The following is a 24027-nucleotide window of genomic DNA, read 5'->3' as shown; positions in this document are numbered from 1 at the left end:
ACAACGAATTACCGAGGAGATACCAGTGATCCGCATATTCATCGAGCCAGACCGCAACGAAAAACTGGTCGTGCGCATGGCCGACGGCCGCAACGGTCGAACGCTGCTCAGCTCGACCAGCCAGGGCTACGACCGACTCTCGCGCGCCGAGGAGCTGGCCCGCCGCATCGCACCCCGCGGTGACGAGGCGGTCGAGCTGGTCATCCGCAGCGCCGCGGGCAAGGTGATGCGCCGCGAAACCCTGTGGGACCCCACGGCAGTAACGGGGGCCGCGTAAATGAACGATCGGCCACTGAGCGCCGAGCCCGAGCAGGGGACGCCGGCCACCCCGGCGTCCCCCCGCTCGTTCGCCATCGGCCAAGTGCTCACCCTCGCGTGCGCACACACCGACGAGCAGCAATCGTTCTGCAGCTACGGCGATCTGCTCGACGTGCTCGGCTACATGCTCGGCGACGTCCCGGCCGCCGACGATATCCCCGACGCGATCGAGCAGTGCCGGCCCGCGGTGCGGCAGGCCTACCCCGAGCTGGCCGCCGAGATCCCACCACCGCTCAACGCCCCTGATACCGCGGTGTTGTCGTGGCTGTCCCACCAGGAACGCCAGTACGGCAGCGAGCTCACACTCACCCCACTCGAGGAGCCCTCGTGAGCGAGACCGTCGCCCAAGCCCAACAGCGGTACATGGCCGCACTGCACGCGATGCAGTCCGGTGTCGCCGCAGAGATGCAGCTCGACCCGACCCCGTCCAACCCGAAACACCTGCGGGTAGGCGTGAACTCGGCGCTCGTCAGCCATAGCGCACTGGTGCGCTTGCTCATCGACAAGGGCGTGATCACCGAGCCCGAGTGGTTCACCGCGCTCGCTAACGCGATGGAGCAGGAGGTCAAGACCTACGAGGAACGACTGTCAGATCACTACGGGTCACCGGTGCATCTGTCATGAGATTCAAGGGAGACAAGGCTGATTCGATCCGCGTCGGCGAGGTGATGGGGCCCGGCGCTGACGGGCTCTACCGCCAGGTCACCGATGCGTGGTTCGACGAAGAGGAGGGCTACACCTACGTCGAGGCCGAGATCGTGCAGATGGCCCCGCCGGGCGAAAACCTCCGCTACTACGGGTCGATCGACCCCGACGCGGGCCCGCCACCGGTGCGCGAACGCATCCCCGACAAGGTCACCCCGCAGTGATCCCGCACCCGACGCCGCGCGCAGACCGAATCGGCACGCACTGCGAGGACTACGAGCTCTACGGCTGCCGCGTCGAAGGGTGCCCCCAACTCTGCTACCTCAACGGCCCGTGCCTGATCGACGGCCGCCTGATCGACGCACTCAACGAGCTGGCCGAGCTCGGCGTCGACATGCCGCTCGGCGATATGTGCCGGCCGGTCAACCAATCCCGCGGTTATCGGCCCAGCACTCACCGAATTCGGACCACCCCGGCGAAAGGCGTCTACCTATGACCGTCGACGAATACGCCCTATTCGATGCCGCTGGCGAGCCCACAGCGACCGCGCGGGCCACCGACCCGATCACTTCCCGCCAGGCTGCCGCGAGCATCGCTGGTGAGCGTCTCATGGCCTCACAGGAGGCCGTCTTACGGATACTCGCCCGCGTCGGCAAGGTCGGCATGACCGACACCGAGCTCGTCGACCGCTACACCACCGCAGCCGATCTCGGGTTCGAGCCGCGCCAGTCGCCCTCGGGCATCCGGTCGCGCCGCCACGAGCTCGTCGAGGCCGGCGAGGTCGTCGACACCGGTGAGCGGGCCAAGCTCGCCAGCGGCCGCAACGCGATCGTGTGGGCCGCCGCATGACAATCCGTGCAGGTCAAGGCGATTCGCTCCGGTCATTGCCGAGTGCGACCCCCGACCTTGTCCGCTCGGCCCCCTACATCTATGAGAGAGGCCCCCACGCCTGCCAGCGCGAGGGCCTCGGATGCTCATCACCTTGGACGATCAGGAGCAGTAGTGATGTTACCGACGTTGACGGACAGCCTCCGTCGTTCACTCGCGGGCACCGCGAGCACCGGCGAATCACACTGCCTCACCAGCGCTTACGCCCAGTTCGGCACCGAACATGACGGCGACGATCTCACAGGTACTCGGCTGGTGGTGGTCACCGCCAGCTAGCCCACGTTCCACGGCGTTATGTGGCAGAGCCCGCCGTAAACCAGCCTGCCCCCGGTTGCGTCCTCAGTACCTCATACGGCTGTCGGCGTCGTGCTCACTGCAACTGCCGATCCGGGCGGCGACCAACGACGAGGAAATCGCGAGTCGCGTTGTTGGTGAATCTCATAGCTCCTCGTCTGCACAAAGACGAGGGGCCATGAGGCCTGGTGTGACGAGGGTGAGCGGTCAATGGGAGGTCAGGCCCTGGGAGGTCACAGCAAGCCCCGCCTTTAGTCCGCGCACTATCCGTCACACAACCCCCGTCCCTTGCCCGAGTAGCGATTCGAGGTGGTGGTGAATGTCCAGAGGCGATTACCGGCACCGGCCCCGCAACTGGCGCAACGACCCGGAGATGGTTCACCTGCACCGCACCGCGCTGACCGTCGCGTGCCGGCACTGCCACCAACCGGTCGACGAGGCGTGTGTTCATCCCGACCTACCTGGTCGGCCCCCGTTGGAAAACCTTCCGTGCCACCCGGTTCGGGAGTCGGATGCAAAGAGAGGACCCAAGCAGCTATGAGAACAACCGAGGCCCAGGCCCGCGCGGACGCCGCGCTGGTCGACACCGCCCCCGAGGTGGACCGTCGACTCATCCGGTGCGTGTGCGGGCACTCGCTCGACGCGCACCCCGTGCTGGCCTACCACGAGACCACGGGCGCGCCGGTGTATCACCCGTGCGGTCGGGATGCCTGCGACTGCGGCCGGTTTCGGACGCGGCCGGTCCCGTGGCGCGTCACGTTTCGGCCGCTCGACCCGGATAGCTCGGCGCTGCTGACGATCTGGCCGTGGCTGATCACCTCGCCGCGCGGGCACGTCGTGCACTCATCGCATTCGAGGACCTCGGCGCTCACCCTGGCCCGGCACATGGCCGGCGTCGAGACACTCCTGGCGCGCGTGCAGGCCCCCGTGGTTCACGAGAACGACATTCGCCGAGCTATGGGCCTGCCCGTGGTGCCCGAGGTTGTGGAGGTGAGCGAGTAATGACCGACAACATTCCCCCGGAGCTCATCGGCCACATCGACCAGCAAGACGCGCATCTGCGCAACCTCGCCAACACCGCGCTGACCGAGTACCGCGAGCATGTCGAGCAGGATCACGGCGGCGAGCCGTCGCACTGCGCGCAATCCATGCTGGTGATCGGCTACATGGGTATCAAGGTCGACCCGGAAACCCTCGCGGTCACGAAGTTCGAGGACACGCTTGATCAGCCGATCGCGTACGGCCTGATCGCCTACCTCGTCGAGCAGCTGTACGTGGCTCAGCGCAATGCGCGCAAGGCCGCCGACGAGATCATGACCGCGACAGAGCAACTCAACGCGCTCAAGGCCCGAATCGAGGCCGCCCGATGACCACTGCTCTCGTTGACCCGATCGCACCCGGCGCTGTCGAGCTCGGTGACGCGGGCGGGATCTCCATCCTCGACAACTCGGCGAAGTGCGAGCTGTGCGGCGAATGGAACGACGGCCCACGCGCCGAGCTCAGTGCGTGGGCCCGCGATCACGCCCGCCGGGCGCACGACGCGCTGCGGCCCTCGGTGCTCGGCCTCGACCTGTCGCTCACCCGTGCGGGTATCGCGATCGAGACGCTCGTGCCCGACGGTGGCCAGGGCACCGCGTGGCCGTCGCTGCTCACCCACTGCGGCGAGGCCGGCCACCAGAACGCCACCTACGACGAACGCGGCCAGCGGCTCGTGCGCCAGGCGAAAGCCATCATGAGGATCGTCGACGCTGCGCGCCGGGCGGGAGCCGATATCCGGCTCGGTGTGGTCGAGGGCCCGAGCTACGGGCAGAGCTCGATGCCCAGCTACTACGACCGTGCAGGCCTGTGGTGGTCGGTCATCACGTCACTGCAGGCTCGCGGTATCCCGTTCGCGGTCGTCACCCCCGACCACCGCGCCAAGTTCATCTGTGGCGTCAAGCCGCCGATGGGCAAGGATCGCGACCGCGCGAAGCGACTTGTCTGCGATGAGACTCGATCGCGGTTCAAGGTCGACAGCGGACGCGGAACCGATCACGGCGCAGTGGTGGCCCGCATGATGACCCGGCTCAACGCCGACCAGGCCGACGCGCTCGGCCTCGCCGATATGGGTGTGGTTCAGCTCGGCTGGCCGACGCCCTGGCGCAAGGGCCGCCGGCACGTCGAGAACGTCGCCCTCACCACGTGGCCGGCGGTGATCCTGTGACCGAGAGCAACACCGAGGCCCTGTTGGCGCTGCTGAAACGGCACTACATCAAGCCCGGCCAGGATCTCCCCGGCGGTGTGTTCCTGCCCGAGGTCGGCCAAAACGGCAGCTGGGGTGCTGGCAGCCGTTGCGACGCAATCTATGTCGGGTTCACCTCAAGCAGCGGCCGGATGCTGGTCGGCCACGAGCTGAAAGTGAGCCGCGCCGACTGGCTCAACGAGCTCAACAAACCCGGCAAAGCTGACCAATGGGCAGACCAGTGCCACGAGTGGTGGCTGGTCGTGCCGAATCCGGCGATCGTGCACGAGGGCGAGCTGCCCGCCGGGTGGGGCCTGATGTATCCCGGCCGCAGCAAGACTCGGATGCAAGTGCACACGCCGGCCGAACGCAAGGACCCGCGGACTCACCAACCCTCGTGGGATTCGGTGCGTTCGATCATCGCCCGCCACGACACGCTCCGGGCCGAGACGATCCTCGCTGCCCGCGCGAAGGCGACCAAGGACGCCCAGGAGACGATCAACGAGCGGGTTGAGCGGCTCGTCGCCCTGCAGGTGCGTGATCAGCCGGACGCCGCCGAGCTGGCCGCCCGGCTCAAGTCCGTCGAGGAGGCGCTCGGCGCTCCGATCGATTGGAGCAAGCGCGAAAGCAATCTGCCCCTGTACGGGCATGTCAGCCTCGACCAGATCGCCGAGATGGCCGGCGCGGTACGGGCACTCGGCAGCGTCCAAAAGGCGGTGCTGTGGTTCACCCAAGGGTGGAACGACCCGATCGGAAACACGCGCGATGCCCTCGACCGGCTCGACGAGGCATTCAACGAGATGCGCGCCGCTGACAGCCGCACCGCCGAGGAAACACCACCGTGACCGGGCCCGCGGGGTGCGAGTACGGGCCCACGCACTGGTGCGTGATGGGCAGGCACCAGAACTGCAACCACCGGGCCGGTGGCCCGAGTGCGCGCGGCATCTGGATGCCCGAGTGCTACGTCACGATCCCGCCCAAGCGCGGACACAAGGGCACCGACCCGATCCCCGACGGCATCGAGCATTGCCTGGTGCCGTACAGCCTCGCGGTCATTCGGCCCTCGCACGTGTACCGCTGCCCCTGCGAATGCCACACCGCCCCAGCACCGATCGGTGCACAACTCACCCTGTTCGAGGAGGTACCCGCCTAGTGGGACAGACCACGCACGCACGCCCGCCCGCGCTTGCCAAGTCCGGCGGTGCTCGCGCGCGCCTCGTGCGGATCATCCTCGGCGAGCTGCCTCAGTCGTGGAAATTCCGGGCCGCGTGTCGCGGGCATCCGCGACCGGACATCTTCTACCCGCCCCCGGCCCGAGCGGACGCTGATATCAAACGGTCCCAATCCGAGCGACGTCGACGCATCATCGTCGCCGAGGCCAAGAGCGTGTGCCGGCGCTGCCCGGTGCGTGACGAGTGCCTGGCGTTCGCCGACGCCCTCGGCGACTACAACGGCATATGGGGCGGCCTGACGGCCCGCGAGCGTGGCCGGAAGCGAGACGAGCGGTAGATGGGCCGACGACAAAAAGGCAAGCACCTCAAGCGCAAACGCTCGTGGCACCACCTGCGCAATCAGGACCGAAAGTTCGAGGCCGCGATACGCAAGATCGATCGCGCCAGCAAGAGGCAGAACCGGAGAGGATCAACACCGTGACAGAGAGCAAGTGTGGCGACGTCGCCAACGACGTGTTCGACCCCGGCGAGGACTGGTGCGAACAGAGCGGTGATCTGCACGTGTGCGTGCTACCCGACGGGCACCTCGGCCTGCAGGTCCACGAGTGCGATTGCGGGGTCACGTGGTGAGCGACGGCAACATGCGCCGCGTGCTGGTGCGCATCATCAACAACAACGGTTCGTGGGAGGAGGTCGGCTACACGATCGCCTCCGAGGTGATCTCGCGGCCTGTCACGTTCCGCACCCGCGTAGGCGGCCCCGAGTCCCCACCGACCGAGGCCACCCTCGGCGGCCTGGCGCTCATCGGCGAGGGCGGCAAAGAGGGCCACCTGTCCATCGAGCCGATCGCGATGATGGTTGGCCGCCAGGTCCTCAAGATCGAACGCACCACCGAGCTGCTCTGGCTGCCAGTTGCCGCGCACCGCAACGAGCTCGTCGACCTGTGGACCATCGAATGCGTGCCACTGGTGTCGTGGTTCCGGCTCAGCCAGCGCCTCGACGAGGACATTCTCAGGCTCGGCGGTATCGACGCTGAAACCGGCGAGATCCTGCTACCCGACCCGGCTGAGCGGTGCGTGCGCTGCGGCGGCTACGGCCGCGTCGAGGGCCCGTTCGGTGGCAGTGCATCGCACGGGCTGTCCTGCCCGGTCTGCCAGGGCACAGGCCGGGTGGCGCGATGAGCGATCGTTTCGAGCGGGTGTTCGGCGGCGACTGCCCGGTGTGCTCGCACAGTCAACGCCGCGCGCACGATTGGTTCGGGATCTGCGAACTGTGCGGCTGCCATTGCGCTACTCACCCGTGGCCGTACGCCAGCGTTCAGCGGTACCGCGAGGCCAGCGATGCGACCGAGATCGATATCCGTCGCTGCGGCCTGTGCGGTCATCGCGAGCACGGCGACGGCCCCTGCGGCTGCATGGATCTCGGGCACCTGGCCGACGGGCTGCCGTCGTGTGCGTGCTGGCCCGAGATCATGCCGCACCCCGGCCAACGCGAGATGTTCGTCGCCCGTCGGATACTCACGCTGGCCCGAGGTCCACGGCCGCCCGGCTACAGCGTCACCATCCCGCTGTGGGCACCCAAAGTTCAGCTGTGGCGGTTCGATCCACACCGCGGCATGGTTCGAGTCGGGACGTTCCACAACACGCGGATAACCAACCCGGCAAGCCGTGGCCGAGAACTGTCGTTCGATATCAGGGTCGACCCCGACCGCGAGGAACAGTGGTGGGAGCAAGAGGCGGTGCTCGTCAGCACCATCGAGCCACTCCACCCAATCCTCAGCTGGCTCAAGCAGGTCGACTGGCGGGTGTGGGCGCTGCTGGCCGCCGTGTGCTGGCTCGCCGCGGCCGTCGTCGCGGCCTGGTCGCAATGACAGGTCAGCTGTGCCGATGCGGTCATACGCGCGAGCAACACTCAGTGTGGGGCCCCGGCAGTGCGTGCCTGGCGTGCATCAGCTGCGCGCCAGGCGCTCAGCCCCACGTGATGACCCGTTGCGACTGCACCGAATTCGACCCGAGTGAGGAAACCACCCGTGATCAGACTCCGAGACCTGTTCTACGACTTGCGTCACCCCGTGCGGACGCTGGTCCGCGAGGCAAAACTGCGTGACCCCGATTACCGCCGCGTGGTGCGGTTCAAGGTCATCGGCTGGCCACAAACGACAGCGAAGATGCTGCGCGAGGCCGCCAACATTCTTGAGGCCGGCCCGAACCCGCGCGTCGAGGTAGCGCGGTGGTTGCGGTCGGTCGCCGACCACGGCAACGGCTACCTGCGACCGTCGGGGTACACGCTCAGCGACCTCGAACGGATGCGCTCCGAGCTCGGCCAGGCCTATGCGAATCCCGGCCTGGCGCACTTCCTCAAGCTGCCCCCGCAATGAGCGTCTGCGTGTGCGGTCATTCCCGCGATGAGCACCAGCCGGTGTGCGTGGCTGTCGTCGAGGTGCACGAACGCCACGTGTATTGCAGCTGCCCGCAATTCGAGCCGATCGACGAGCAGCTATCTACCGGTGAGCCCGGTGCATACGGTCAGTAGCGCGGTGGGCGTCAAACCGGACCCCCATGTACCTCGGTGCCTGTTCTCGCCCGGCAAGTTCGGCCCATGACCCTCGGGTCGAGGCGAGGCCGCTACTGCGCCCACCGCTCCACTCTCACCCCACCCGATCACGACCCGACAGGAGTCCAACGTGCCAAAAAGCAAGCGTGACAAGCGGAAACGCCCACCCACCGTCGCAGAGGCGACCAGAGCGCTCGAGGCTGCTCAACGGCGAGAGGCCGGCGCGCACATCGCAACCCGACGCGTCGACCTCGCCAACCTCGACACCCCCGACGTCACCCACGCCGAGCAATACGCCGAATTCCTCAATCGGCCCGGCCGCTTCTACGTCGGCCAGTTCGAGATCCCCCTCGACGACGAGCCCCTCGGCCAGAAACTCTGCACGCAAACCACGTTCAAGGCCGACGATCAACAGCTGCTCTACCTCGTCGAGGTGCTCCGCCAGATACGCGGTGCCCTCAGCGCACACGCCCGCATCACGCTCACCCTGGCTCAACCTGCCGGCAAGCCTGGCAGCGCATGGTTTTCAGACGATCAGCTGGCCGAATCGGCGCTGCAGACGGCTCGCGAGGGTGCCCGCGTCACCACCACGACACCAGACGGTGTGACCAGGATTCACCGCATGGCCCGCGAGGTCGTGCGGCAACGCTCGACCGACGATTGCAACATTCGCGGTAAAAGTTCTACGCCTGATGTTGCAATCCGTGAGTGGTGCTGCGGCACACCGATCACCGCCCCGCACGTCGACGGCTGCATGTTCGAGCCGCGGCCCGATGCGCCGGTCGACTACACCGGCCCGGCACGTGTCGCCACACCGGAGGAGCTCGCCGCGGTGCGGGAGATGCGGGCCCGCGCTGAGGCCCGCAACGGGTTCACGCTGCCGCCGGCCAACGGCAAGGCCGAGATCCCGGACGGGCCACCGCAGCTGTACGGCCGCGATTGGGTGGCCTATGGCCAGGAGTTCACCCGCGAGGAGCTCGTCGACATGCTGCCCGGCCAGACCCGCGCCGAGGTCGCCCAGGAGCTCGGCAAGGAACCCGAGGCGATCGGCGGCACCGTGCACAACGCCGACGTGATGCCCGAGGAGCTGGCCGCCGAACTCGGTGTGCCCGTCGAATCGCTGCAGCGCATCGCCATTCAAGGTGGCGGCTACGCGTGGGCCGTCAAGCCGAGCAGTACCGAGCAGGCAGCCGGCCGCCACGCCGCACCGGATACGAGCGACCTCGACGAGCTGGTCGGCGAGAGCCAAGGGCCGCACGGTATCTACCAAACGACGATCACCGCAGGCGAGGGCGAGACCGTCGAGTGCAAGTGCCATATCGTGTTCCGCGATCGGCCCGGCGAGGGCCTCTATGCGCGAGCTGAGCACGCCAACCACCGCGACATGGAGGCCGGTTGCTCATGCCCGCGCGGTATGGGTGCCTCGATGGCCCGCACCAACACCGCGCCAGGCTGCCGGATACATGGCGATCCCGACGCGATCGTGCGTCGACCTATCCGAGACGAGCCGCAGGCATGAGCCAGCGCTACCGCATCGGTGATCTGGTGCGCATCGGCCGCGGCAAGCGGGTCTACCGCGTGCGCCATGTGTTCCCCACCGGCGAGGTCAAGGTCGAGGCCGACGCGAAACACCCGGACGCCGCCAAGCGCGTGCCCGACGAGTTCCGCAGCTACAGGCCCGACGAACTCGCGCGCGTCGAGAAGGAGGTCACAGCGTGATTCCTAGCGTCCTCGCGATCATCTCCGAGCACGAATGCAGCTACGAGTGGGGCGGTCCCCAATGGGACTGCGGTGCCAACGATTGCAACGCCAGCGGGTGGGGATGGGAAGAGTACGCCGCTCACATCGCCCAGGTGATCGAGGCGGCATCGTGAAACTGCCAGGGATCGATACACGCGAACTCAACCCGGTGCACTGCTGTGTGTGCGTCAACATCGGCGACCAGACCCGCAAGGCCGAGACGATCGTGTCCGGCTACGCGGTCTGCCGCGATCACTCAGTCGGCCTCGACGAGGTCGGCTCGCTGCGCGAGTACATCGAGCTGCGCCGAACGGCATTCGGCTCGTGAACGACGGGCTGAGCCTCGGCATGATCACGCTCTGCGCGGTCTGCCACTACGCGATCGTGCTGCGCCGGTTCGAGGTCGATCACGTCGTCTACGGCGTGCACGAGGCTGACCTGTGGACCCACATAGGCAAGCGCGGCTGCGGGATGCACGACGCCGAGGAACCGCGGTTCCTGATCCCGGCCGCCAGTAGCAGCGCGGGCCTCCGGTAGATCACTCCTCGACCGGTAGCTTGCTGATTCCCCACACGACGGGGTCGCCCTCCTCGCCGGCCGCAATGCACGCGTCGTCACTCACAGCCCCGGCGGTGATCTCCTCGTATTCGGCGCGCATCCCCCACTGATCGACCACTGTTTCGAGCTTCCGCCGTGCGCCCTCGATGGTTCGGTGAACCGAGGTGTATCCGATGCCCTCGGCGGGGATTTCGACGCTCATCACGTAGACGAGTACCTCGGACTTGGCCGCGTCCTGCGCCTCGGCCTGCTGTCGCATGATGGTCCCGAGATCTGCGCCGCCGATATCGGCAAGGTCAACACGTTTCACGGTGCGACCTTGCCGAATCGCTGGTATGCCGCCTGGCGGCTGACGCCGAGCGCGGTGCCGACCATCGCCCAGGTGTCGCCGGCCGCGCGTGCCTCGGCAACGGCGGCGTTGAGTTCGGCCTCGGCGTTGGTGAGTGCGGTTGCCGCCGCGGCGATTCGGCGCATGTGGCGCGCGTCGCGGGCGTCGGCCGGGTCGACTTCGAGGTTGTCGAGCCAGTTTTCGACGTCGGTCTTATCGGTGTGCTTGGTAGCCATAGGTAATCACCCCTTCACAGGTAGTCGTAGAACTTCGGACGGAGGACGTCGGCGTGGATGATGCGCACGGGCTCATCGGTCACGACGACGATTTCGAGCAGGCGCGCGGTGTAGTCGGCACCGATGACGAGCTGACGGATCTCACCGTGGTACTCCTGCTCGATAACGCGGATCGCGTTGGCAACCGCGTGGAGCATGGCGTCGTCGCTGATGCCGTGCTTGCGGGCGCTGTCTTCGATCTGCATACGTAAATGATACGTTTACACGCCCATCGTGTCAATGGGTCATTTACACGATCGGTGCCGACCACCTCACCTTGTCTGTCGGGGTCACCACACTCACTACGTGCCCAACACCACCCCGAGGCCGCCCAAGACGACCACGCAAAAGGGTCTCGGCTGGGATCACCAGCTGCACCGAGATCGCCTGCTGCTCAGGCACGTTGACGGCACCCTGTGCTGGTGGTGCGGCCGCAAGATGTTCCGCGATCCCACGCGGAACTGGGACGGTAAGCCGCTGCACGCCGACCACAGCCGCTCACGTGCCACGCACGGCACCAGCGGCAACCCGGCTGACCGTCTCCTGCACGACACCTGCAACAAGCAACGAGGAGACGGATCTCGCGATGACCAACGGCCCGCACTTGACCCAACCCGCCAGGCCGCACTCGACGCCCACGCTGAAACCCGAGACGTCCTCGGCGATCTCGTCTACTTCGCCTGGCCTGCCTGACGCGATCGAGCCGCGCCGGGTGCGTCGGCTCGGGCCGGACGAGCGCACCGCGATCTGGCACTGCGACGGACCGCACTGGCGCGCGTTCTACGCGTGGTTCGGGCAGGACGCCGGTGGCTGGCACTACTGCCTCGCCGACCGCGCCTACTGGACACAAACCGCCGCGGGTGTGCGCGACGTCGACGCCACCACGATCACCAGCGACCCGACCACGGATCTGCGCCTATTCCAGTTCGACGAGCTGGTGCGCCTCGGCGAACCGGCCTACCTGTTCGACCAGAACGGCAAGGCGGTGCCACTGCCGCGCTACCTCACCAGGCGCTACCAATGACCGCCCCCACCAATGAGATCCCGTGGTCCGAGCTCTACCGGCCGCCCACACGCGACAAGGCCCTCGAACTCGTCGCGCGCAACCTAGCCGGCCCGTGGCCCGGCCCGAACCGCTTGGTGCTCGCGGTGATCCTCGCCGACAACCTGCTCAGGATCGCCGAGCGTGACGGCCTCGCCTGGTGGGCCGACGCATGAGCACCCCGCCCTACGACGTGTGGATCGACCACGACGGCCAGGCCCGACCGCGCTCACCGAGCGCGGCCGCGACGTGCTCGCCGAGCTCGACCGGCAACCCTCGAATTCGTGCGCAAAACCGGAACCGCAGCAGGTCAAAGAGACCGGCTACGACCCCGATTGCGACGCCTGCAACGCACCCGGCGGGCCATCGCCCGACCACACCGCCCAGCATTGCCAGGAGGCAACACCGTGACTCAGATCGCCCGCACCGTCGTCTATCGCCACCCGTGCGACTGCCCGACCGCGAGCCGGCCCCTTGCACCCGGCGATGAGCCCGAGCACCGGTTCGACGTCGACGGTGAACCGTTCCCCTGGCACATCACCGAGGACGGTGCCACGTTCCACCGAACCGAGAACGGGCTCTACCTCATCGCGGTGCGCATCGTGCCGTTCCTCCGCGCCAACAACGCCCCCGAGCCGTTCTCGCACGACTGGCCGATGCGGGCCGCGCCCAGGCTCGGCGACCGACCGTTCCCGTGGGCGATCACAGGCCCGCTCATCTACACGCTCGACGAGCGCGGGGAGCCCACGATCGAGCTCACGTTCGTTGCCGCCGACGTCGACACCGACGGCGAGATCTCCGTCGAGAAACCAACGCGCGAGGTCACCATCTGATGACGGTGTTCATCGTGACCGGGCCACCGTGCGCCGGCAAAACGACGTGGGTGCAGGCGAACGCCGATCCAGCGGACGTGATCGTGGACATGGACGCCCTGGTCGCCGCGATGACCAACTCCGACGCCAGCCACACCGCGCCGTCGTCGCTGATCTGGCGCACCGCGATGGCCGCCCGCGACGCCGCGGTGCGCAAGGTCCTCGACCGTCAGAGCCGCTACGTCGTCGAGAACATCAACGGCGTCGCAACCGAGCTCGACGCCTACGTGATCCACGCGGTACCCAACCGCAACCAGGTCGACCGCTACCTCGCCCAGGGCGCACGCATCCTGGTCGTCGACCCCGGCCGCCGCACCGTCATCAACCGCGCCACCGAGGCCGGCCGCATCGACACCGTGCACAACGCGATCGTCGGCTGGTACCACGACCACGCGGCCTACATCGCCGACCGGGGGTGCCACGTTGCCTGACGTCGATATCAACGCACCCGATTGGTGGGACCAGGACGCACTCAACGCCTCGCTGGACCTGATCGAACGAGCTGGTGCACACGCGTTCGAGGTCGGCTACCTCCGGGAGGGCGTACCGGCCGACCAAGCCGACTGGTATGCAATCGCGGAGTACCGAGGCAGCAAGGTCATGGTCGAGCACCGCGCCGGCCCCGTCGAGGCCGCTGAGGCGTTGGCACGCAAGCTGCTCAACGGCGGTCAATGCGCACACTGCGGCCAGGTGGTGAGCATCTCGGGCAACAGACCGGGCGTATGCCGCTGGACCCGCCAGGCCGACAAGTGGGTACGCGGCTGCGTCGACACTCATCGCGAGGGGGATCGACGCACCGACCTGATCGAGGAGTTCATCGAGGCATACGGGCGGCGACGGTGAGCCTGCCCCGATTCGTCGACGCTGACGACCCCGACGCCTACACGCTCGGCTCAGGCCTGGTGCTCAAAGCCCAGTTCTCCCACCGAGTGACGATCACCTGCGCAGCCTGCACCGTCACCACACTGCGCCTCAAGCTGCTCGCCGACACACTGCTGTCCACCCAGGCCCGCAACCGCCTACTCACCGCCCACCTCGACCACCTCGGCTGGATACGCCTACGCCCCAATGGGGCCGATATCTGCCCCGAGTGCGCAGCAACCAAGACCGAGGTGTGTCCGCAGTGCATGAGCTACGGCGGTGGCCACACCAGCCTGTGCCCAACCCAGCTACCAGGAACCACAACGTGAGTGACCACGACGACGAGCTACACGCGTGCAGTGACTACAGCCTGTTCGGCCCCGAATCGCTGCAACAGATACGGGACCGACTAGAGGACATCGACGCCACCGAGTGCGATTGCGATGAACTGCCGCACAGCAACGCGCTGCACGATCTCGCCCACGACGACGTGCCCGCACTGCTGCGCTTCGTCGAGCATCTCCAAGGCGAGGTGGAGAAGTGGCGCGCGCAGACCGAGCTCCGCGCCCAGGTATCAGTGCGTCTCGCTATCCAGGCAGGTGCGCTACAGGAGGCGCTCAACCAGGCCCGAGCCGTCGCAGATGAGGTAGTAGCCACAGCCGACCGTGGTCGATACACGAGCGCGAAAGCAACAGCTCAACGAGTCCTACGAGCACTGGATACCGACCCCCTCGCGAGGGACCAGTGACTACGGGGCCGAGCGTCCTGGTGGACGCAGGGCTGATGACCGACGTTCCACCATGCAGCTGTAAGCGAGGCCAGACCAGCCCAGTGTGCGTGCACCACAGCCCTGCCTGGTTACGCATCCGGGAGCGCCTCACACCGTGACCCTCACTCAGGTATCACCATCGGTGCGGCGTGACCTACACGAGCGAGCAATGCACTGTTGCGAGGTATGCGGCAAGCACGGTGCGAACAACGCACACCATCGAGTGAACGCAAGCCAAGGCGGCAGAGGAACACTGGCCAACCTGCTGCTGGTGTGCGGCTCGGGCACAACGGGCTGTCACGGTCGCATCACCATCCATCCTCGTTGGGCCAAAGCGAACGGCTACTCGATTCGACGTGGCGTCGAGCCCAGCGACGTGCCCGTGCTGCGGTGGTCGCGCTACCTCGGTGCTCACGAGCCTGTGCTGCTCGACGACGAGGGCAACGTCGAGTGGACGGACCAGGAGGTCGGCGAACCGTGCCACAGAGTGAGCCCCTGACCTGCACGTTCACCGTCTCAATGCCTCTGACCTGCGGCGACGCGGCGACGAGCCCCCCACCCCCCGAAAAGTTCCGGGGGCGGGGTGGCCTGACTGCCGGCGCGGTAGTCAGTTTTTTTTTCGAGCCGACCTCGTTTTTCGTCCAGAGGGAGGTGGCCTAGTTGGCGGCCAAGTCGAGCGCGAGCAGTCCACCCGCCGCGAAAACCGTTGCTGCGCAAGGGAAAACACCGGTCAAAAAGGCGGCGAAATCGGTTGCGCGAGGGCGTGTTTCGGCCACCAACAGCCGCGCACGGGCAGCAAAGCGGTGGAAACCGACCGCTGGCGCGCATCTGAGGGCCGATCTGTGGCGCGATACGGACCCCGGCGGGATCAAGCTGCTCGTCGAGCAGGTGTGCCGAGTGGCCGATCGCCTCGAAACGCTCGACCGGATCAACCGCGGCGACGCTGACGCCCTGGCGACGCTCGACCTCGGCCGGATCTTGGCCCAGGAGACGCCGAGCGGTGATCGCAAGGCGTTCTACGTCGAGGTCTCGCTGACGCTGCGCGACACCGTCGGCGAGGAGCGCCAGCAGGCGAAACTGTTCGGTTCGCTGCTGTCCGATATCGCTCGACAGCGCGCCACGCTCCCACCTCCACCACCCGGCGAAGGTTCAGACGACGATGACGACCTCAACCTCTGACTCACGCGCGCCGCGCATTGTCCCGAGACCAGGCGAGGGCAACGTCGTCGCGTTTCCCGGCACCATCACGCGGTACACGTTCCGCAGTGGGGTCGAGTTCAAGTGGCATTGCCCCGTTGTGACGTGCCCGGAGTCGGGTCGGTACGTGAAACGGTTTGCCACGGCGGTCCGCGGGCTGTCCCGGCACACCGAGAGGTGCCACCGTGACGACTGATGCCGCCCCGCGCCGGGCACGCAAGAAACCGCAGGTCGCCGAGCGCAAGGCCTCGTCCGGACCGGGCAAAACGAGTAAAACCGCTGGTCGCGGCGCGCCGGCCAATCGCAACGATCAGACCGGGCCGCCACCGTGGGTCGGCGAGTGGCCGAGGCTCGACGGGCCGCAGGCACCGCGGTTCTACTGGGCCCACCCCGAGCGTGACGTCGCCGACGACACCGACTCGATCAAGGCCGCGAAGTTCACCAGTCGCGTCACGGCCTCGCGCTGTTTGCCGTGGCAGTGGGACAGCTTGCGCGACACCATGTTGCGCAACGAGGACGGGCTGTGGCTGCACCGCCTCGTCTGCCTGGTCTGCACTCGCCAGCAGGGCAAGACGTGGATCATGGTCGCGCGGATTCTGTACGGCCTGTTCTACCTCGGCGAGACCGCCGTCTATTCGGCGCAGCGAGGACAGACCGCCGATGCGGTGTTCGCCCGCGTGGTCTCGATCATCGAGAGCCGGCCGAGCCTGGCCGCGCGGCTCATCTCCAAGACTGGCGGCAAGCAGGGCCGCGGCGATATCACCGTGCGGGCCCGCAACGGCAAGATTGCCCACCTGCGGTGTGGTGTCCGCTCAACCGATCTCGGTCGTGGTCTCGATCAGATCGACCTGGTCGTGTTCGACGAGGCCTACAACCTCACCGAGGCCGAGGTCGCCGCGCTCACCGGTGCGCAGATCGCCAGCCCGAACGCTCAGACGATCTACACCTCGACCGCGCCGGTGGCCTCGATTCACGCGTTCTGCTCGATATTCGCTGGTGTCCGCGAGCTCGGGCTCAAGGGCCACAAGAATCCCGAGGTCGGTGATCCCGAGCTGCTGTTCAGTGAGTTCTCCGCACCCGACCCACCGAAGGATGAGCGCAAGCGCGCCGAGCTGCGCCTCGACCGGGAGATGTGGCGGCTGGCGTCGCCGTCGCATGGTGTCATCTCGAAGGACCGCGATATTGACTCGATTCGCAAGGTGCTGTGCATCAACGCGGCGGGCATCGCACTGTGGGAGGCGGATTACCTCGGGTGGGGCGAATGGCCGGCAACCGAGACGAGCCGCGAGCCGATCATCCCGATCGAGGAGGTTTGGGTGCCGCTCACACGCACCGATGCTGTCCTCGCCGGGCAGATCGTGATCGCGGTGTCGCGCACCCAGGACCTCAAGCGGTGGGCGTTCGCCGCCGGCCAGCGCACGATTCACGGCGAGGTGGCACTAGAGCTCGGCAAGTACGCCGAGATGAACATCGGCCAGGCCGCCCGCTACCTGCTGACCTGCATTCAGAAGTTCGACCCGGTCGAGATCATCATCGAGGGCCACGATCCCGGTGTCGATCTCGTGCCGGTGATGCGCCGACTCGGGTTCGACCTGCGGGTCACCTCGCTCAACGAGTTCTCGATCGCGTCGTCGTCGTTCATCGACCACGCATTTTCCGGCGATATCTGCCACACCGATCAGCCGATCATCCGCGAGGGACTTGAGCAGTTCGCGATGCGTGAGCTGCCGCGCGGTGACCGGGTGATCGACACCAAAGAGGGCTCGGTCGCCCAGGTCGTCGCGTTCATGTTGGCGCTGTGGGGTGTGCTCGAATTTGCCGAGGAGGACACCCCGGCGGCGCTCCCGGTGGGTGCTGACGGCAGTGACGTCGACGAACTGGTGTCAGACCACAGTGGTTACCTCGAACAATTCGAGGCGACAAGTAGCCACTTTGCGGATTGGGACCTGACAACCTAAGCACCGATGGGTGCGAATGACACGGTTGTAATTCAGCCGCGGGCGGTTACCGCTCGGCGGCTGGCCGGGCACTCCACTCCCGGATTGCGCCGGCCAACGAACACGGCCCGCGTGGAAACCGCGATGCCCCTTGGCGAGCGGGGCTACGTCAACGGGTCGAGCAGCAGCAACGCGTGGCTTGCGTGGGACCCGTTCGAGCAGGTGCCCCAGCTGCAGTGGCCCGAGGCCGTGTCGGTGTTCCTCGATATGGACAACGACGATTCGCGGGTCACGTCGCTGCTCGAATCGATGTCGCTGCCGATCGTTTCGGCAAAGTGGCGCATCGACCCCAACGGTGCGCCAACCGCGGCAGTGCAGCTGATCTCGCGGTGCCTGCGGGTTCCGGTGGTCGGCGAGGACAACGTCGACGACGGCGGCCGCAGCAAGGGCCGGTTCTCGTTCCTGGCGCACCTGCGGGAGGTGGCCAGCCCGGTCCCCCAGTTCGGGCACGCGGTGTTCGAGCAGGTCTATCGCCGCGAGGCCGACGGCCGGGTGGTGCTGCGCAAGCTCGGGCCGCGGCCGCAGTGGACGATCCAGAATTTCAACGTCGCCCTCGACGGTGGGCTCGACTCGATCACCCAGTTCGCGCCGGCCGCAACGAAAAAGGTCGTGTACGGCATCAGCCCGCTCGACATTCCGATCAACCGGCTCGTGGTGTACTCCCGCAACAAGCGGCCCGGATTCTGGCAGGGCCGGTCGGTGCTGCGGTCGAGCTACAAGCACTGGCTGCTTAAGAACGAGCTGCTCCGCATCGAGGTCGCGGTGGCCCGGCGCAACGGTATGGGTGTGCCGGTCGGTACCGCCAGCAAGCCGAACGACCCGGCCGAGGTCAAGGCCATGCAGCGGATCGCGAGCGGGTTCCGCGGCGGCCTGCACTCCGGTGTCGGCCTGGCCGCCGGCCAATCGCTCACCCTGCTCGGCGTGCAGGGCAACCTGCCCGATATCCGGGCCTCGATCGAGTACCACGACAAGGCCATCGCGCTGTCGGGCCTGGCGCATTTCCTCAACCTCGACCGAGGCGGCAGTTTCGCGCTCGCCTCGGTGCAAGAGCGGCCGTTCGTCCAGGCGCTCAACGCTGCGGCGCTGTCTTACGCCGAGGTCGTGCAGGCCCACATCATCGAGGACCTGATCGATATCAACTTTGGGCCCGACACGCGTTGCCCGCGGATCGTGTTCTCGCCGATCGGATCTCAGCAGGACGCCACCGCGGCCTCGCTCAAGATGCTCGTCGAGGCCGGTCTGCTGGCCCCCGATCTGCGGATCGAGCGGGCGCTGCGCCAGCTGCTCGACCTGCCCGCCAAGCCCGACGAGGACGACCCGGACGCCGAGCCGCCGGTCGACAAGCCCGCAGCGTTGCCGGCCGGGCCGTCGCAGTCCAGCGCGCCGGTCACCGACGACAACGAGGAGGACAGCGATGGCTGACAGCAAGCGCCAGTGGTACAAGCTCGTCGCCGCAAAAGCCGACGGCGACAAGGAAACCAAGCGCACCACGCTGCACATCTACGACGTGATCGGCGCGGACCTGTTTTTCGGCGGGGTCGACGTCAACGAGCTGGTGCACGAGATCGAGGCGCTCGACGACGACGCCGAGCTCGACGTGCGGATCAACAGCCCCGGCGGTGCCGCGTGGGACGGGCTGACGCTGGCGAACGCGATCATGCGGCATCCGGGCAAGACGACCACCCACGTCGACGGCCTGGCCGCCAGCGCGGCCTCGCTGATCGCGTTGGCCGGTGACGACGTCGTGATCAGCAAGTACGGCCAGATGATGCTGCACAACGCTCGAGGCGGTCTCTACAGCGCGACCGCCGAGGAGCTGATCGACGCCGGCAAGACGCTGCAGAAGCTCAACGGCTCGATGGCCGAGTTCTACGCCGACCGCGCCGGCGGCGAGTCGACCGAATGGGCGCGCGCCATGAAGCGCGAGACCTGGTATTCGGCCGAGGAGGCGAAATCGGCCGGCCTCGCCACCGAGATCGACGAAAGCGGTAAGCGCGAGGAGGTCGAGGCCGCCGCAGCCGCGTCGATCGCCAAGGCCTCCGCGATGTTCAAGTACGCGGGCCGTCAGGCCGCCCCGTCGCCATCGGCGCGGGTAGAGGACGGGTCGTTAGACCCCGAACCCAAGGAGGAGGCCAAAGTGCCTGCAATCAGCAAGAAGGTCGCCGAGCGCCTCGGGCTCGGGGAGGACGCGACCGAGGAGGAAGTTCTCGCCAAGCTCGGCGAAGTCGAAACCGACGGTGGTGACGGCGACGACGGCGACGGTAGCGACGGCGACGGTACGCCCGACAACGTCGACGAGGGCCAGGTCGCAGAGCTGGCTGCCGCGGCCGCCAAGCTCGGCCTGAGCGTGATCGATCCCGGCACGCTCGCCGAGATGCAGCGCAACTCGTCGCTCGGCGCAAAGGCGCACGCGCAGATGGAAACTCAGCGCATCACCGCCGCGGTCGACGCCGCGATCAGCCTCGGCAAGATCACGCCAGCCCGCAAAGAGCATTTCGTGACGCTCATGCGGGCCGACGAGGTCGGAACCACCCAGCTGCTCGCTGGCATCCCGGCATACACCGCGGTGCCGATGAACGAGCTCGGGCACGCCCTCGAACCGACGGCATTCGCCGGTGGGGACCAGGGCGGCGACGTCACCGAGAACCCCACGTACAAGGCGTGGTCGGTCGAGTAGCGGCCCACGCACCGGAATTCTGAGGAGGACACAGCACAATGCCCGGAACAGTTCAGGTCACCAAGGCCTCGGGGCCGCGGACCTACACCCCAGCGGCCACCAAGACCGTGCGCGGTGGTCGTGGCGTCGAATTCGCCGCCAACGGCCGCATTCAGGAATGGGCCGCAGGCACGTTCCGCGCGGCCGGCGTCGCGCTCACCGATGCGATCGCACCGGAGGACGTCAACACTCAGGCCACCACCGTCAACGGCCGCCCCGTGGTCAACACCGTGGTGCTGCCGCAGACCGTCGCCGTGGCCTACGGCGGTGACGAGGTGCCGATGACGTACGCGGCCAACGCCAATCAGGGCGATCTGCTGGTCGCCGCGGCCAACGGCACCGTGACCCCGGCCGGGGCCACGCCCGACGCCCGCACCATCGTCGGCCGCTGCACGCAGCCCGGCGGTGTCGTCGTTGCCACCAACCCCGTCGGCCTCGTCCGGCTCGGGATCTAGCGACCTCGGTCGAGACAAGGAGATAGAGAGCAATGCCCAAGACAGGAGTCGTGAGCATCTCGGACGGGCCCAGCATCACCGTCGCCGATCTGATCGGGTCGCCGATGATGGTTCCGACCAAGATGAAAGAGCTGATGACGAACATTTTCATCAGCGAGAGCCTGCTGCGGAACGCCGGGGCCAACCCGTCGGGCCTCGTCGGCTACACCGAGGGGGACCCCACGTTCCTCGTCGGTGACGTCGAGGACGTCGCCGAGTTCGCCCAGATCCCGGTGACCTACGGGGAGATGGGCGTGCCGCGGGTGGCGGTCGCCAACAAGCGGGGCCTCGGCGTGCGGATCTCCCGAGAGATGCGCGACGAGAACCGCGTTGGCGCGGTCAACAAGCAGATGACCCAGCTGCGCAACACGTTCAAGCGTGCCGACGACCGCGCAATCCGGGCCCTGCTGCTGTCCAACGCGGTGCCGACGATGCCCGTCGACAACGCCTGGGACACCGCCAACGGCAACCCCCGGCTCGATTTCGCGCTGGCCATCAAGGAAATCACGTTCGCCACCCCCAGCGGCGACGTGGCATCCGACGAGGAATGGGCCGGGTTCGAGCCCGACACCATCGTCCTCAACCCCGGAATCCTGCCCGTCCTGCTGGACAACGAGAAGTTTCTCAAGGTCTACCAGGGCAACATCGCAGGCGACACCCCGCTGCTGACCGGTCAGCTGCCCGGAACGATCATGGGCCGCACCATCATCGGCTCGCTGTCGTTCCCCGAGGATCGGATCTTGGTGTGCGAGCGCGGCACGCTCGGGTTCTACTCCGACACCCGGCCGCTGGAATTCACCGGCGTCTACCCCGAGGGCAACGGCCCCAACGGTGGGCCCACCGAGACCTGGCGCTCGGATATGACCCACAAGCGGGCGATGGCCCTCGACCAGCCGAAGGCCGCTCTGTGGCTGACGGATCTGGTGACCCCGTGAGTGCGGCCAAGGCCGGCACCTACGTCTTGGCGGCCTCGGCGTTCTACCGCGTCGAGGGTGAGGGCGACGAGCGGGTGCGTCGCCGGTACAAGCGCGGCGACAAGGTCGAGCTGTCCAAGGCTGAGGCGGCCCGCCTCACCGTGGCCAGCCGTCTTGCCGCGGCGGCGTTCGTCAAGGCCAGCGTCGAGGTCGAGCCGGGCCACGATCTCGCGACCGCGCCGGACGGGGCGGTCAACCGCGAGAGCGAGGCCAATCAGCTGCAGGCCGAAGCCAATACGGGGCTCAACACCGGACCGGACGGTCTCGGCGAGAGCACGACGATCCCCACCACCGACGGCGCACCCGAGGGCCCGCCCACCGGTGATGGTCGGCCCGCCAAGAGCGCCACGGTCGAGGTCTGGAAGGCCTACGCCGTGCAGGTCGAGGCGGTCACCGAAGAGGAGTCCGGCGCGATGACCAAGGCCGCACTGCAGGAGGCCGTCGCCCGCAAGGTCGGCGGATAGCGCTAACCGATAACGAGGAGCTCGACGAGTGGACCCCACCACGCCGTTCCTGACGGTCGACGAATTCGAGGCGATGATTGCGCCTCGGGTTCTGTCGGCCGGCGAGCGTGCACTCGTCGGGCTCCTCGTGCAGGCCGCGGCCGACTGGATTCGCGACCCGAACCGCCGGCCTGGCCTGTCTGGGAACGACCCGCTCGTCACCCAGGCGAAACTGATCACCTACGACGTCGTCTCGTCGGTCCTGTCCCCCGCCGGTCTCGACGACCCGCGTGTGCGCCAGGTGATGACGCAGACCGACAGCCGCACCACCTCGATCACCTACGCCGAGGCGGCCAAGCTCCTCGAATTCGACGACCGGCACCTGATCATGCTCGGCCTGTCCACTTCTGCGCTGCCGCAGGCGTTCTACGGCACCGACCACACCGGCGAATACGGCGGGCCCGGCGCGTTCGTCGACGCGTTCAGCGATCCCGGCCCGAGGCAGTGGTAAATCATGCTGTCCGCCGGCCAACTTCTTTCCACCCTCGGCCCCGACACCGTCGAGCTGGTCATCCGCGAGCCCGCCGATCCCCCAGCTCTCGACGCGTGGGGCCGCCCGGAGATGACCGAGCGCACCGTGACCAAGACCGGTGCGTCCTGGCAAGTCACCGGCGGCACTGAGGAACTCGGCGGGGCCACCATCGCCACGTTGGAGGCCCGCGGCGCGCTGCCGGTCGACGACGACACCGCGGCGCTGCAGTCGACCGCCGCGGTGCGCCACGGTGGCCGACTGTTCGAGCTGACCACGCCGGGCGTCACGCACTACGACGATTTCAACCGCGCCAGCCACGTTCGCGTGTTCGGCCGTTGGGCCGCCGACGTCAGCCTCGGCGAGCAGGTCATCGTGGTGCCCGCCGGGCTGCGGCACGACGGCATCGTTGACCCCGACGGCGAGCCGGTACCGCTCACCGCGCGCGGCGTCCTGCCCGGTGATGCGCGAATCAAATTCGGTTCTGCCGAGGCCGCTCTCGCGGTCGACTACACCGTGGTGCTCGACCTCGACGCGCCGATCAGCGACGGCGACTGGCTCATCGTGCGGGGCCGCGAGTGCCGTGCGCTGGTCAAACGGCAAGAGTCCCAATGGGTGCAGCGTCGCCAGCTGGTGGTGCTCGCCGAGTTCCGAGGGGGTGCACGCAGCTGATGGCCCGACGCAACATGAAGCCCGGTTTCCACCGCGACGCCAAGGCAATCGGTCGAATCGCCAAGAACGACCGCGGGCTCAAGGCGTTCATCCACGACACCGCTGAGCAGGGCGCAGCGCGGGCCGGTGGCCACGTAGAGGACTACGTCACCGACCGCTCGGTGTCTGCCGTCGTGGTCGGTGCTGAGGACCAGGCCAAGGACGGCAAAGCGACCAAGGCGGCCGGCGAGCTCGGGTGGCCTATCCGATGAGAGTGCACGCCGACCCGGTCCCCGCCGTAATCACCTCGCTGCGGGCGTTTTTCATACTTCCGTCCCAGGTGGCCGAGTTCGGGGCCGCGTGCCGCGTCGAGGACGCCGAGGACGGGATACCCCCGAATTGGAACCTACGAACCGACCCGCCCCTGATCACCGTGAGCGATGACGGGGGGCCCGTGCAATATCCCATCAAACGCGACCCAACCATTCGG

At 67.4% G+C, this 24027-nt stretch carries 46 protein-coding genes; 43 read left to right on the top strand and 3 right to left on the bottom strand.

The features are described 5' to 3' along the window. Positions 1-25: 25 nt before the first annotated feature. The 23 genes from AC4LGL_RS33735 (at position 26) to AC4LGL_RS33625 (ending at position 10368) form a co-directional block, all read left to right on the top strand. Positions 26-277, top strand: a complete 252-nt coding sequence (locus AC4LGL_RS33735; RefSeq protein ID WP_491842583.1) for a hypothetical protein — start codon at positions 26-28, stop codon at positions 275-277. After that, positions 278-649 carry a hypothetical protein gene (locus tag AC4LGL_RS33730; protein ID WP_491842582.1) on the top strand — a complete coding sequence of 124 codons (372 nt, stop codon included), beginning with the start codon at positions 278-280 and terminating at the stop codon, positions 647-649. Further along, positions 646-942, top strand: a complete 297-nt coding sequence (locus AC4LGL_RS33725; RefSeq protein ID WP_491842581.1) for a hypothetical protein — start codon at positions 646-648, stop codon at positions 940-942. Before AC4LGL_RS33730 ends, AC4LGL_RS33725 begins: the two co-directional genes overlap by 4 nt. Further along, on the top strand, positions 939-1187 hold the full coding sequence (locus AC4LGL_RS33720; RefSeq protein ID WP_491842580.1) for a hypothetical protein: 249 nt from the start codon (positions 939-941) through the stop codon (positions 1185-1187). The genes AC4LGL_RS33725 and AC4LGL_RS33720 overlap by 4 nt, the downstream gene beginning before the upstream one ends. Further along, positions 1184-1459, top strand: coding sequence for a hypothetical protein (locus tag AC4LGL_RS33715; RefSeq protein WP_491842579.1), 276 nt, complete (start codon positions 1184-1186; stop codon positions 1457-1459). The genes AC4LGL_RS33720 and AC4LGL_RS33715 overlap by 4 nt, the downstream gene beginning before the upstream one ends. After that, positions 1456-1812, top strand: a complete 357-nt coding sequence (locus AC4LGL_RS33710; protein WP_491842578.1) for a hypothetical protein — start codon at positions 1456-1458, stop codon at positions 1810-1812. Before AC4LGL_RS33715 ends, AC4LGL_RS33710 begins: the two co-directional genes overlap by 4 nt. A 153-nt stretch (positions 1813-1965) precedes the next feature. Further along, a complete protein-coding gene (locus AC4LGL_RS33705; RefSeq protein ID WP_491842577.1) occupies positions 1966-2127 on the top strand; it encodes a hypothetical protein in 162 nt (53 codons plus the stop codon). 555 nt (positions 2128-2682) lie between these two features. Continuing rightward, positions 2683-3147 carry a hypothetical protein gene (locus AC4LGL_RS33700; RefSeq protein WP_491842576.1) on the top strand — a complete coding sequence of 155 codons (465 nt, stop codon included), beginning with the start codon at positions 2683-2685 and terminating at the stop codon, positions 3145-3147. Next, on the top strand, positions 3147-3515 hold the full coding sequence (locus AC4LGL_RS33695) for a hypothetical protein (RefSeq protein ID WP_491842575.1): 369 nt from the start codon (positions 3147-3149) through the stop codon (positions 3513-3515). Before AC4LGL_RS33700 ends, AC4LGL_RS33695 begins: the two co-directional genes overlap by 1 nt. Then, positions 3512-4348 carry a hypothetical protein gene (locus AC4LGL_RS33690; RefSeq protein WP_491842574.1) on the top strand — a complete coding sequence of 279 codons (837 nt, stop codon included), beginning with the start codon at positions 3512-3514 and terminating at the stop codon, positions 4346-4348. The genes AC4LGL_RS33695 and AC4LGL_RS33690 overlap by 4 nt, the downstream gene beginning before the upstream one ends. After that, positions 4345-5211: a hypothetical protein gene (locus tag AC4LGL_RS33685; RefSeq protein ID WP_491842573.1), complete on the top strand. Its 867-nt coding sequence runs from the start codon at positions 4345-4347 to the stop codon at positions 5209-5211. Before AC4LGL_RS33690 ends, AC4LGL_RS33685 begins: the two co-directional genes overlap by 4 nt. Then, the gene (locus AC4LGL_RS33680) at positions 5208-5519 is read left to right on the top strand and encodes a hypothetical protein (protein ID WP_491842572.1); all 312 of its coding nucleotides are present in this window, start codon (positions 5208-5210) and stop codon (positions 5517-5519) included. The genes AC4LGL_RS33685 and AC4LGL_RS33680 overlap by 4 nt, the downstream gene beginning before the upstream one ends. Beyond that, positions 5519-5875, top strand: coding sequence for a WhiB family transcriptional regulator (locus AC4LGL_RS33675; protein ID WP_491842571.1), 357 nt, complete (start codon positions 5519-5521; stop codon positions 5873-5875). The genes AC4LGL_RS33680 and AC4LGL_RS33675 overlap by 1 nt, the downstream gene beginning before the upstream one ends. A 140-nt stretch (positions 5876-6015) precedes the next feature. Continuing rightward, positions 6016-6168 (top strand): hypothetical protein, encoded by a 153-nt coding sequence (locus tag AC4LGL_RS33670; protein ID WP_491842570.1) that lies wholly within the window; start codon positions 6016-6018, stop codon positions 6166-6168. Next, positions 6165-6719 (top strand): DnaJ-like cysteine-rich domain-containing protein, encoded by a 555-nt coding sequence (locus AC4LGL_RS33665; protein ID WP_491842569.1) that lies wholly within the window; start codon positions 6165-6167, stop codon positions 6717-6719. Before AC4LGL_RS33670 ends, AC4LGL_RS33665 begins: the two co-directional genes overlap by 4 nt. After that, positions 6716-7408 carry a hypothetical protein gene (locus AC4LGL_RS33660; RefSeq protein ID WP_491842568.1) on the top strand — a complete coding sequence of 231 codons (693 nt, stop codon included), beginning with the start codon at positions 6716-6718 and terminating at the stop codon, positions 7406-7408. The genes AC4LGL_RS33665 and AC4LGL_RS33660 overlap by 4 nt, the downstream gene beginning before the upstream one ends. Positions 7409-7567: 159 nt before the next feature. After that, entirely contained in the window at positions 7568-7915 is a 348-nt protein-coding gene (locus tag AC4LGL_RS33655; RefSeq protein ID WP_491842567.1) for a hypothetical protein, read from the top strand. Beyond that, positions 7912-8070 carry a hypothetical protein gene (locus AC4LGL_RS33650; protein ID WP_491842566.1) on the top strand — a complete coding sequence of 53 codons (159 nt, stop codon included), beginning with the start codon at positions 7912-7914 and terminating at the stop codon, positions 8068-8070. The genes AC4LGL_RS33655 and AC4LGL_RS33650 overlap by 4 nt, the downstream gene beginning before the upstream one ends. 151 nt (positions 8071-8221) lie before the next feature. Further along, the gene (locus AC4LGL_RS33645) at positions 8222-9610 is read left to right on the top strand and encodes a hypothetical protein (RefSeq protein ID WP_491842565.1); all 1389 of its coding nucleotides are present in this window, start codon (positions 8222-8224) and stop codon (positions 9608-9610) included. After that, positions 9607-9810: a hypothetical protein gene (locus AC4LGL_RS33640; protein ID WP_491842564.1), complete on the top strand. Its 204-nt coding sequence runs from the start codon at positions 9607-9609 to the stop codon at positions 9808-9810. Before AC4LGL_RS33645 ends, AC4LGL_RS33640 begins: the two co-directional genes overlap by 4 nt. Next, entirely contained in the window at positions 9807-9965 is a 159-nt protein-coding gene (locus tag AC4LGL_RS33635) for a hypothetical protein (protein ID WP_491842563.1), read from the top strand. Before AC4LGL_RS33640 ends, AC4LGL_RS33635 begins: the two co-directional genes overlap by 4 nt. Continuing rightward, positions 9962-10159: a hypothetical protein gene (locus tag AC4LGL_RS33630; protein ID WP_491842562.1), complete on the top strand. Its 198-nt coding sequence runs from the start codon at positions 9962-9964 to the stop codon at positions 10157-10159. The genes AC4LGL_RS33635 and AC4LGL_RS33630 overlap by 4 nt, the downstream gene beginning before the upstream one ends. Next, positions 10156-10368, top strand: a complete 213-nt coding sequence (locus tag AC4LGL_RS33625) for a hypothetical protein (protein ID WP_491842561.1) — start codon at positions 10156-10158, stop codon at positions 10366-10368. Before AC4LGL_RS33630 ends, AC4LGL_RS33625 begins: the two co-directional genes overlap by 4 nt. A 1-nt stretch (position 10369) precedes the next feature. Here the strand turns inward: AC4LGL_RS33625 and AC4LGL_RS33620 are convergent, their stop codons facing one another. From AC4LGL_RS33620 to AC4LGL_RS33610, 3 genes are read right to left on the bottom strand one after another with little or no spacing between them, the layout of a single operon-like run. Beyond that, positions 10370-10699: a hypothetical protein gene (locus AC4LGL_RS33620; protein ID WP_491842560.1), complete on the bottom strand. Its 330-nt coding sequence runs from the start codon at positions 10697-10699 to the stop codon at positions 10370-10372. Next, positions 10696-10953: a hypothetical protein gene (locus tag AC4LGL_RS33615; RefSeq protein ID WP_491842559.1), complete on the bottom strand. Its 258-nt coding sequence runs from the start codon at positions 10951-10953 to the stop codon at positions 10696-10698. Before AC4LGL_RS33615 ends, AC4LGL_RS33620 begins: the two co-directional genes overlap by 4 nt. A 14-nt stretch (positions 10954-10967) precedes the next feature. Then, complete coding sequence (locus AC4LGL_RS33610) at positions 10968-11198, bottom strand: hypothetical protein (RefSeq protein WP_491842558.1); 231 nt, start codon at positions 11196-11198, stop codon at positions 10968-10970. Positions 11199-11298: 100 nt separating this feature from the next. On the opposite strand from AC4LGL_RS33610, the gene AC4LGL_RS33605 reads away from it, so the two are divergent. The 20 genes from AC4LGL_RS33605 to AC4LGL_RS33510 all read left to right on the top strand — a co-directional run bounded on the left by AC4LGL_RS33605 (position 11299) and on the right by AC4LGL_RS33510 (position 23809). Further along, positions 11299-11685 carry a hypothetical protein gene (locus tag AC4LGL_RS33605; RefSeq protein ID WP_491842557.1) on the top strand — a complete coding sequence of 129 codons (387 nt, stop codon included), beginning with the start codon at positions 11299-11301 and terminating at the stop codon, positions 11683-11685. A gap of 19 nt (positions 11686-11704) precedes the next feature. Further along, a complete protein-coding gene (locus AC4LGL_RS33600) occupies positions 11705-12016 on the top strand; it encodes a hypothetical protein (RefSeq protein ID WP_491842556.1) in 312 nt (103 codons plus the stop codon). Further along, entirely contained in the window at positions 12013-12210 is a 198-nt protein-coding gene (locus AC4LGL_RS33595) for a hypothetical protein (RefSeq protein WP_491842555.1), read from the top strand. Before AC4LGL_RS33600 ends, AC4LGL_RS33595 begins: the two co-directional genes overlap by 4 nt. Before the next feature lie 19 nt (positions 12211-12229). Further along, entirely contained in the window at positions 12230-12445 is a 216-nt protein-coding gene (locus AC4LGL_RS33590; RefSeq protein ID WP_491842554.1) for a hypothetical protein, read from the top strand. Then, a complete protein-coding gene (locus AC4LGL_RS33585; protein ID WP_491842553.1) occupies positions 12442-12867 on the top strand; it encodes a hypothetical protein in 426 nt (141 codons plus the stop codon). Before AC4LGL_RS33590 ends, AC4LGL_RS33585 begins: the two co-directional genes overlap by 4 nt. Beyond that, the gene (locus tag AC4LGL_RS33580; protein WP_491842552.1) at positions 12867-13337 is read left to right on the top strand and encodes an AAA family ATPase; all 471 of its coding nucleotides are present in this window, start codon (positions 12867-12869) and stop codon (positions 13335-13337) included. Before AC4LGL_RS33585 ends, AC4LGL_RS33580 begins: the two co-directional genes overlap by 1 nt. Beyond that, on the top strand, positions 13330-13749 hold the full coding sequence (locus AC4LGL_RS33575) for a hypothetical protein (RefSeq protein WP_491842551.1): 420 nt from the start codon (positions 13330-13332) through the stop codon (positions 13747-13749). The genes AC4LGL_RS33580 and AC4LGL_RS33575 overlap by 8 nt, the downstream gene beginning before the upstream one ends. Then, a complete protein-coding gene (locus tag AC4LGL_RS33570; RefSeq protein WP_491842550.1) occupies positions 13746-14096 on the top strand; it encodes a hypothetical protein in 351 nt (116 codons plus the stop codon). The genes AC4LGL_RS33575 and AC4LGL_RS33570 overlap by 4 nt, the downstream gene beginning before the upstream one ends. Beyond that, the gene (locus AC4LGL_RS33565) at positions 14093-14515 is read left to right on the top strand and encodes a hypothetical protein (protein WP_491842549.1); all 423 of its coding nucleotides are present in this window, start codon (positions 14093-14095) and stop codon (positions 14513-14515) included. Before AC4LGL_RS33570 ends, AC4LGL_RS33565 begins: the two co-directional genes overlap by 4 nt. A 190-nt stretch (positions 14516-14705) precedes the next feature. Next, positions 14706-15035, top strand: a complete 330-nt coding sequence (locus AC4LGL_RS33560) for an HNH endonuclease (protein WP_491842548.1) — start codon at positions 14706-14708, stop codon at positions 15033-15035. A gap of 161 nt (positions 15036-15196) precedes the next feature. Continuing rightward, positions 15197-15715 carry a hypothetical protein gene (locus tag AC4LGL_RS33555; RefSeq protein ID WP_491842547.1) on the top strand — a complete coding sequence of 173 codons (519 nt, stop codon included), beginning with the start codon at positions 15197-15199 and terminating at the stop codon, positions 15713-15715. Between the two features lie 203 nt (positions 15716-15918). Next, positions 15919-17691 (top strand): terminase large subunit domain-containing protein, encoded by a 1773-nt coding sequence (locus tag AC4LGL_RS33550; RefSeq protein ID WP_491842546.1) that lies wholly within the window; start codon positions 15919-15921, stop codon positions 17689-17691. 123 nt (positions 17692-17814) lie between these two features. Continuing rightward, positions 17815-19152: a phage portal protein family protein gene (locus AC4LGL_RS33545; RefSeq protein WP_491842545.1), complete on the top strand. Its 1338-nt coding sequence runs from the start codon at positions 17815-17817 to the stop codon at positions 19150-19152. Then, on the top strand, positions 19145-20407 hold the full coding sequence (locus AC4LGL_RS33540; RefSeq protein ID WP_491842544.1) for a head maturation protease, ClpP-related: 1263 nt from the start codon (positions 19145-19147) through the stop codon (positions 20405-20407). Before AC4LGL_RS33545 ends, AC4LGL_RS33540 begins: the two co-directional genes overlap by 8 nt. A 38-nt stretch (positions 20408-20445) precedes the next feature. Further along, positions 20446-20901, top strand: coding sequence for a hypothetical protein (locus AC4LGL_RS33535; RefSeq protein ID WP_491842543.1), 456 nt, complete (start codon positions 20446-20448; stop codon positions 20899-20901). A gap of 32 nt (positions 20902-20933) precedes the next feature. After that, positions 20934-21875 (top strand): phage major capsid protein, encoded by a 942-nt coding sequence (locus AC4LGL_RS33530; RefSeq protein ID WP_491842542.1) that lies wholly within the window; start codon positions 20934-20936, stop codon positions 21873-21875. Next, positions 21872-22378, top strand: coding sequence for a hypothetical protein (locus AC4LGL_RS33525; protein WP_491842541.1), 507 nt, complete (start codon positions 21872-21874; stop codon positions 22376-22378). The genes AC4LGL_RS33530 and AC4LGL_RS33525 overlap by 4 nt, the downstream gene beginning before the upstream one ends. Positions 22379-22406: 28 nt before the next feature. After that, positions 22407-22868 (top strand): hypothetical protein, encoded by a 462-nt coding sequence (locus AC4LGL_RS33520; RefSeq protein ID WP_491842540.1) that lies wholly within the window; start codon positions 22407-22409, stop codon positions 22866-22868. 3 nt (positions 22869-22871) lie between these two features. Next, on the top strand, positions 22872-23558 hold the full coding sequence (locus tag AC4LGL_RS33515; protein WP_491842539.1) for a hypothetical protein: 687 nt from the start codon (positions 22872-22874) through the stop codon (positions 23556-23558). Then, entirely contained in the window at positions 23558-23809 is a 252-nt protein-coding gene (locus AC4LGL_RS33510) for a hypothetical protein (protein ID WP_491842538.1), read from the top strand. Before AC4LGL_RS33515 ends, AC4LGL_RS33510 begins: the two co-directional genes overlap by 1 nt. Positions 23810-24027 lie beyond the last annotated feature (218 nt).

The organism is Mycolicibacterium arcueilense (assembly GCF_058536225.1).
This window is presented reverse-complemented; position numbering and strand designations above follow the sequence as displayed.

Bases quoted from the DNA above. Each gene is read 5' to 3' on its own strand.
- AC4LGL_RS33730 (WP_491842582.1), top strand. From the start codon at position 278: ATGAACGATCGGCCACTGAGCGCCGAGCCCGAGCAGGGGACGCCGGCC.
- AC4LGL_RS33720 (WP_491842580.1), top strand. From the start codon at position 939: ATGAGATTCAAGGGAGACAAGGCTGATTCGATCCGCGTCGGCGAGGTG.
- AC4LGL_RS33710 (WP_491842578.1), top strand. From the start codon at position 1,456: ATGACCGTCGACGAATACGCCCTATTCGATGCCGCTGGCGAGCCCACA.
- AC4LGL_RS33700 (WP_491842576.1), top strand. From the start codon at position 2,683: ATGAGAACAACCGAGGCCCAGGCCCGCGCGGACGCCGCGCTGGTCGAC.
- AC4LGL_RS33695 (WP_491842575.1), top strand. From the start codon at position 3,147: ATGACCGACAACATTCCCCCGGAGCTCATCGGCCACATCGACCAGCAA.
- AC4LGL_RS33690 (WP_491842574.1), top strand. From the start codon at position 3,512: ATGACCACTGCTCTCGTTGACCCGATCGCACCCGGCGCTGTCGAGCTC.
- AC4LGL_RS33660 (WP_491842568.1), top strand. From the start codon at position 6,716: ATGAGCGATCGTTTCGAGCGGGTGTTCGGCGGCGACTGCCCGGTGTGC.
- AC4LGL_RS33650 (WP_491842566.1), top strand. From the start codon at position 7,912: ATGAGCGTCTGCGTGTGCGGTCATTCCCGCGATGAGCACCAGCCGGTG.
- AC4LGL_RS33640 (WP_491842564.1), top strand. From the start codon at position 9,607: ATGAGCCAGCGCTACCGCATCGGTGATCTGGTGCGCATCGGCCGCGGC.
- AC4LGL_RS33615 (WP_491842559.1), bottom strand. From the start codon at position 10,953: ATGGCTACCAAGCACACCGATAAGACCGACGTCGAAAACTGGCTCGAC.
- AC4LGL_RS33610 (WP_491842558.1), bottom strand. From the start codon at position 11,198: ATGCAGATCGAAGACAGCGCCCGCAAGCACGGCATCAGCGACGACGCC.
- AC4LGL_RS33595 (WP_491842555.1), top strand. From the start codon at position 12,013: ATGACCGCCCCCACCAATGAGATCCCGTGGTCCGAGCTCTACCGGCCG.
- AC4LGL_RS33580 (WP_491842552.1), top strand. From the start codon at position 12,867: ATGACGGTGTTCATCGTGACCGGGCCACCGTGCGCCGGCAAAACGACG.
- AC4LGL_RS33560 (WP_491842548.1), top strand. From the start codon at position 14,706: ATGCACTGTTGCGAGGTATGCGGCAAGCACGGTGCGAACAACGCACAC.
- AC4LGL_RS33545 (WP_491842545.1), top strand. From the start codon at position 17,815: ATGCCCCTTGGCGAGCGGGGCTACGTCAACGGGTCGAGCAGCAGCAAC.
- AC4LGL_RS33540 (WP_491842544.1), top strand. From the start codon at position 19,145: ATGGCTGACAGCAAGCGCCAGTGGTACAAGCTCGTCGCCGCAAAAGCC.
- AC4LGL_RS33535 (WP_491842543.1), top strand. From the start codon at position 20,446: ATGCCCGGAACAGTTCAGGTCACCAAGGCCTCGGGGCCGCGGACCTAC.
- AC4LGL_RS33530 (WP_491842542.1), top strand. From the start codon at position 20,934: ATGCCCAAGACAGGAGTCGTGAGCATCTCGGACGGGCCCAGCATCACC.
- AC4LGL_RS33515 (WP_491842539.1), top strand. From the start codon at position 22,872: ATGCTGTCCGCCGGCCAACTTCTTTCCACCCTCGGCCCCGACACCGTC.
- AC4LGL_RS33510 (WP_491842538.1), top strand. From the start codon at position 23,558: ATGGCCCGACGCAACATGAAGCCCGGTTTCCACCGCGACGCCAAGGCA.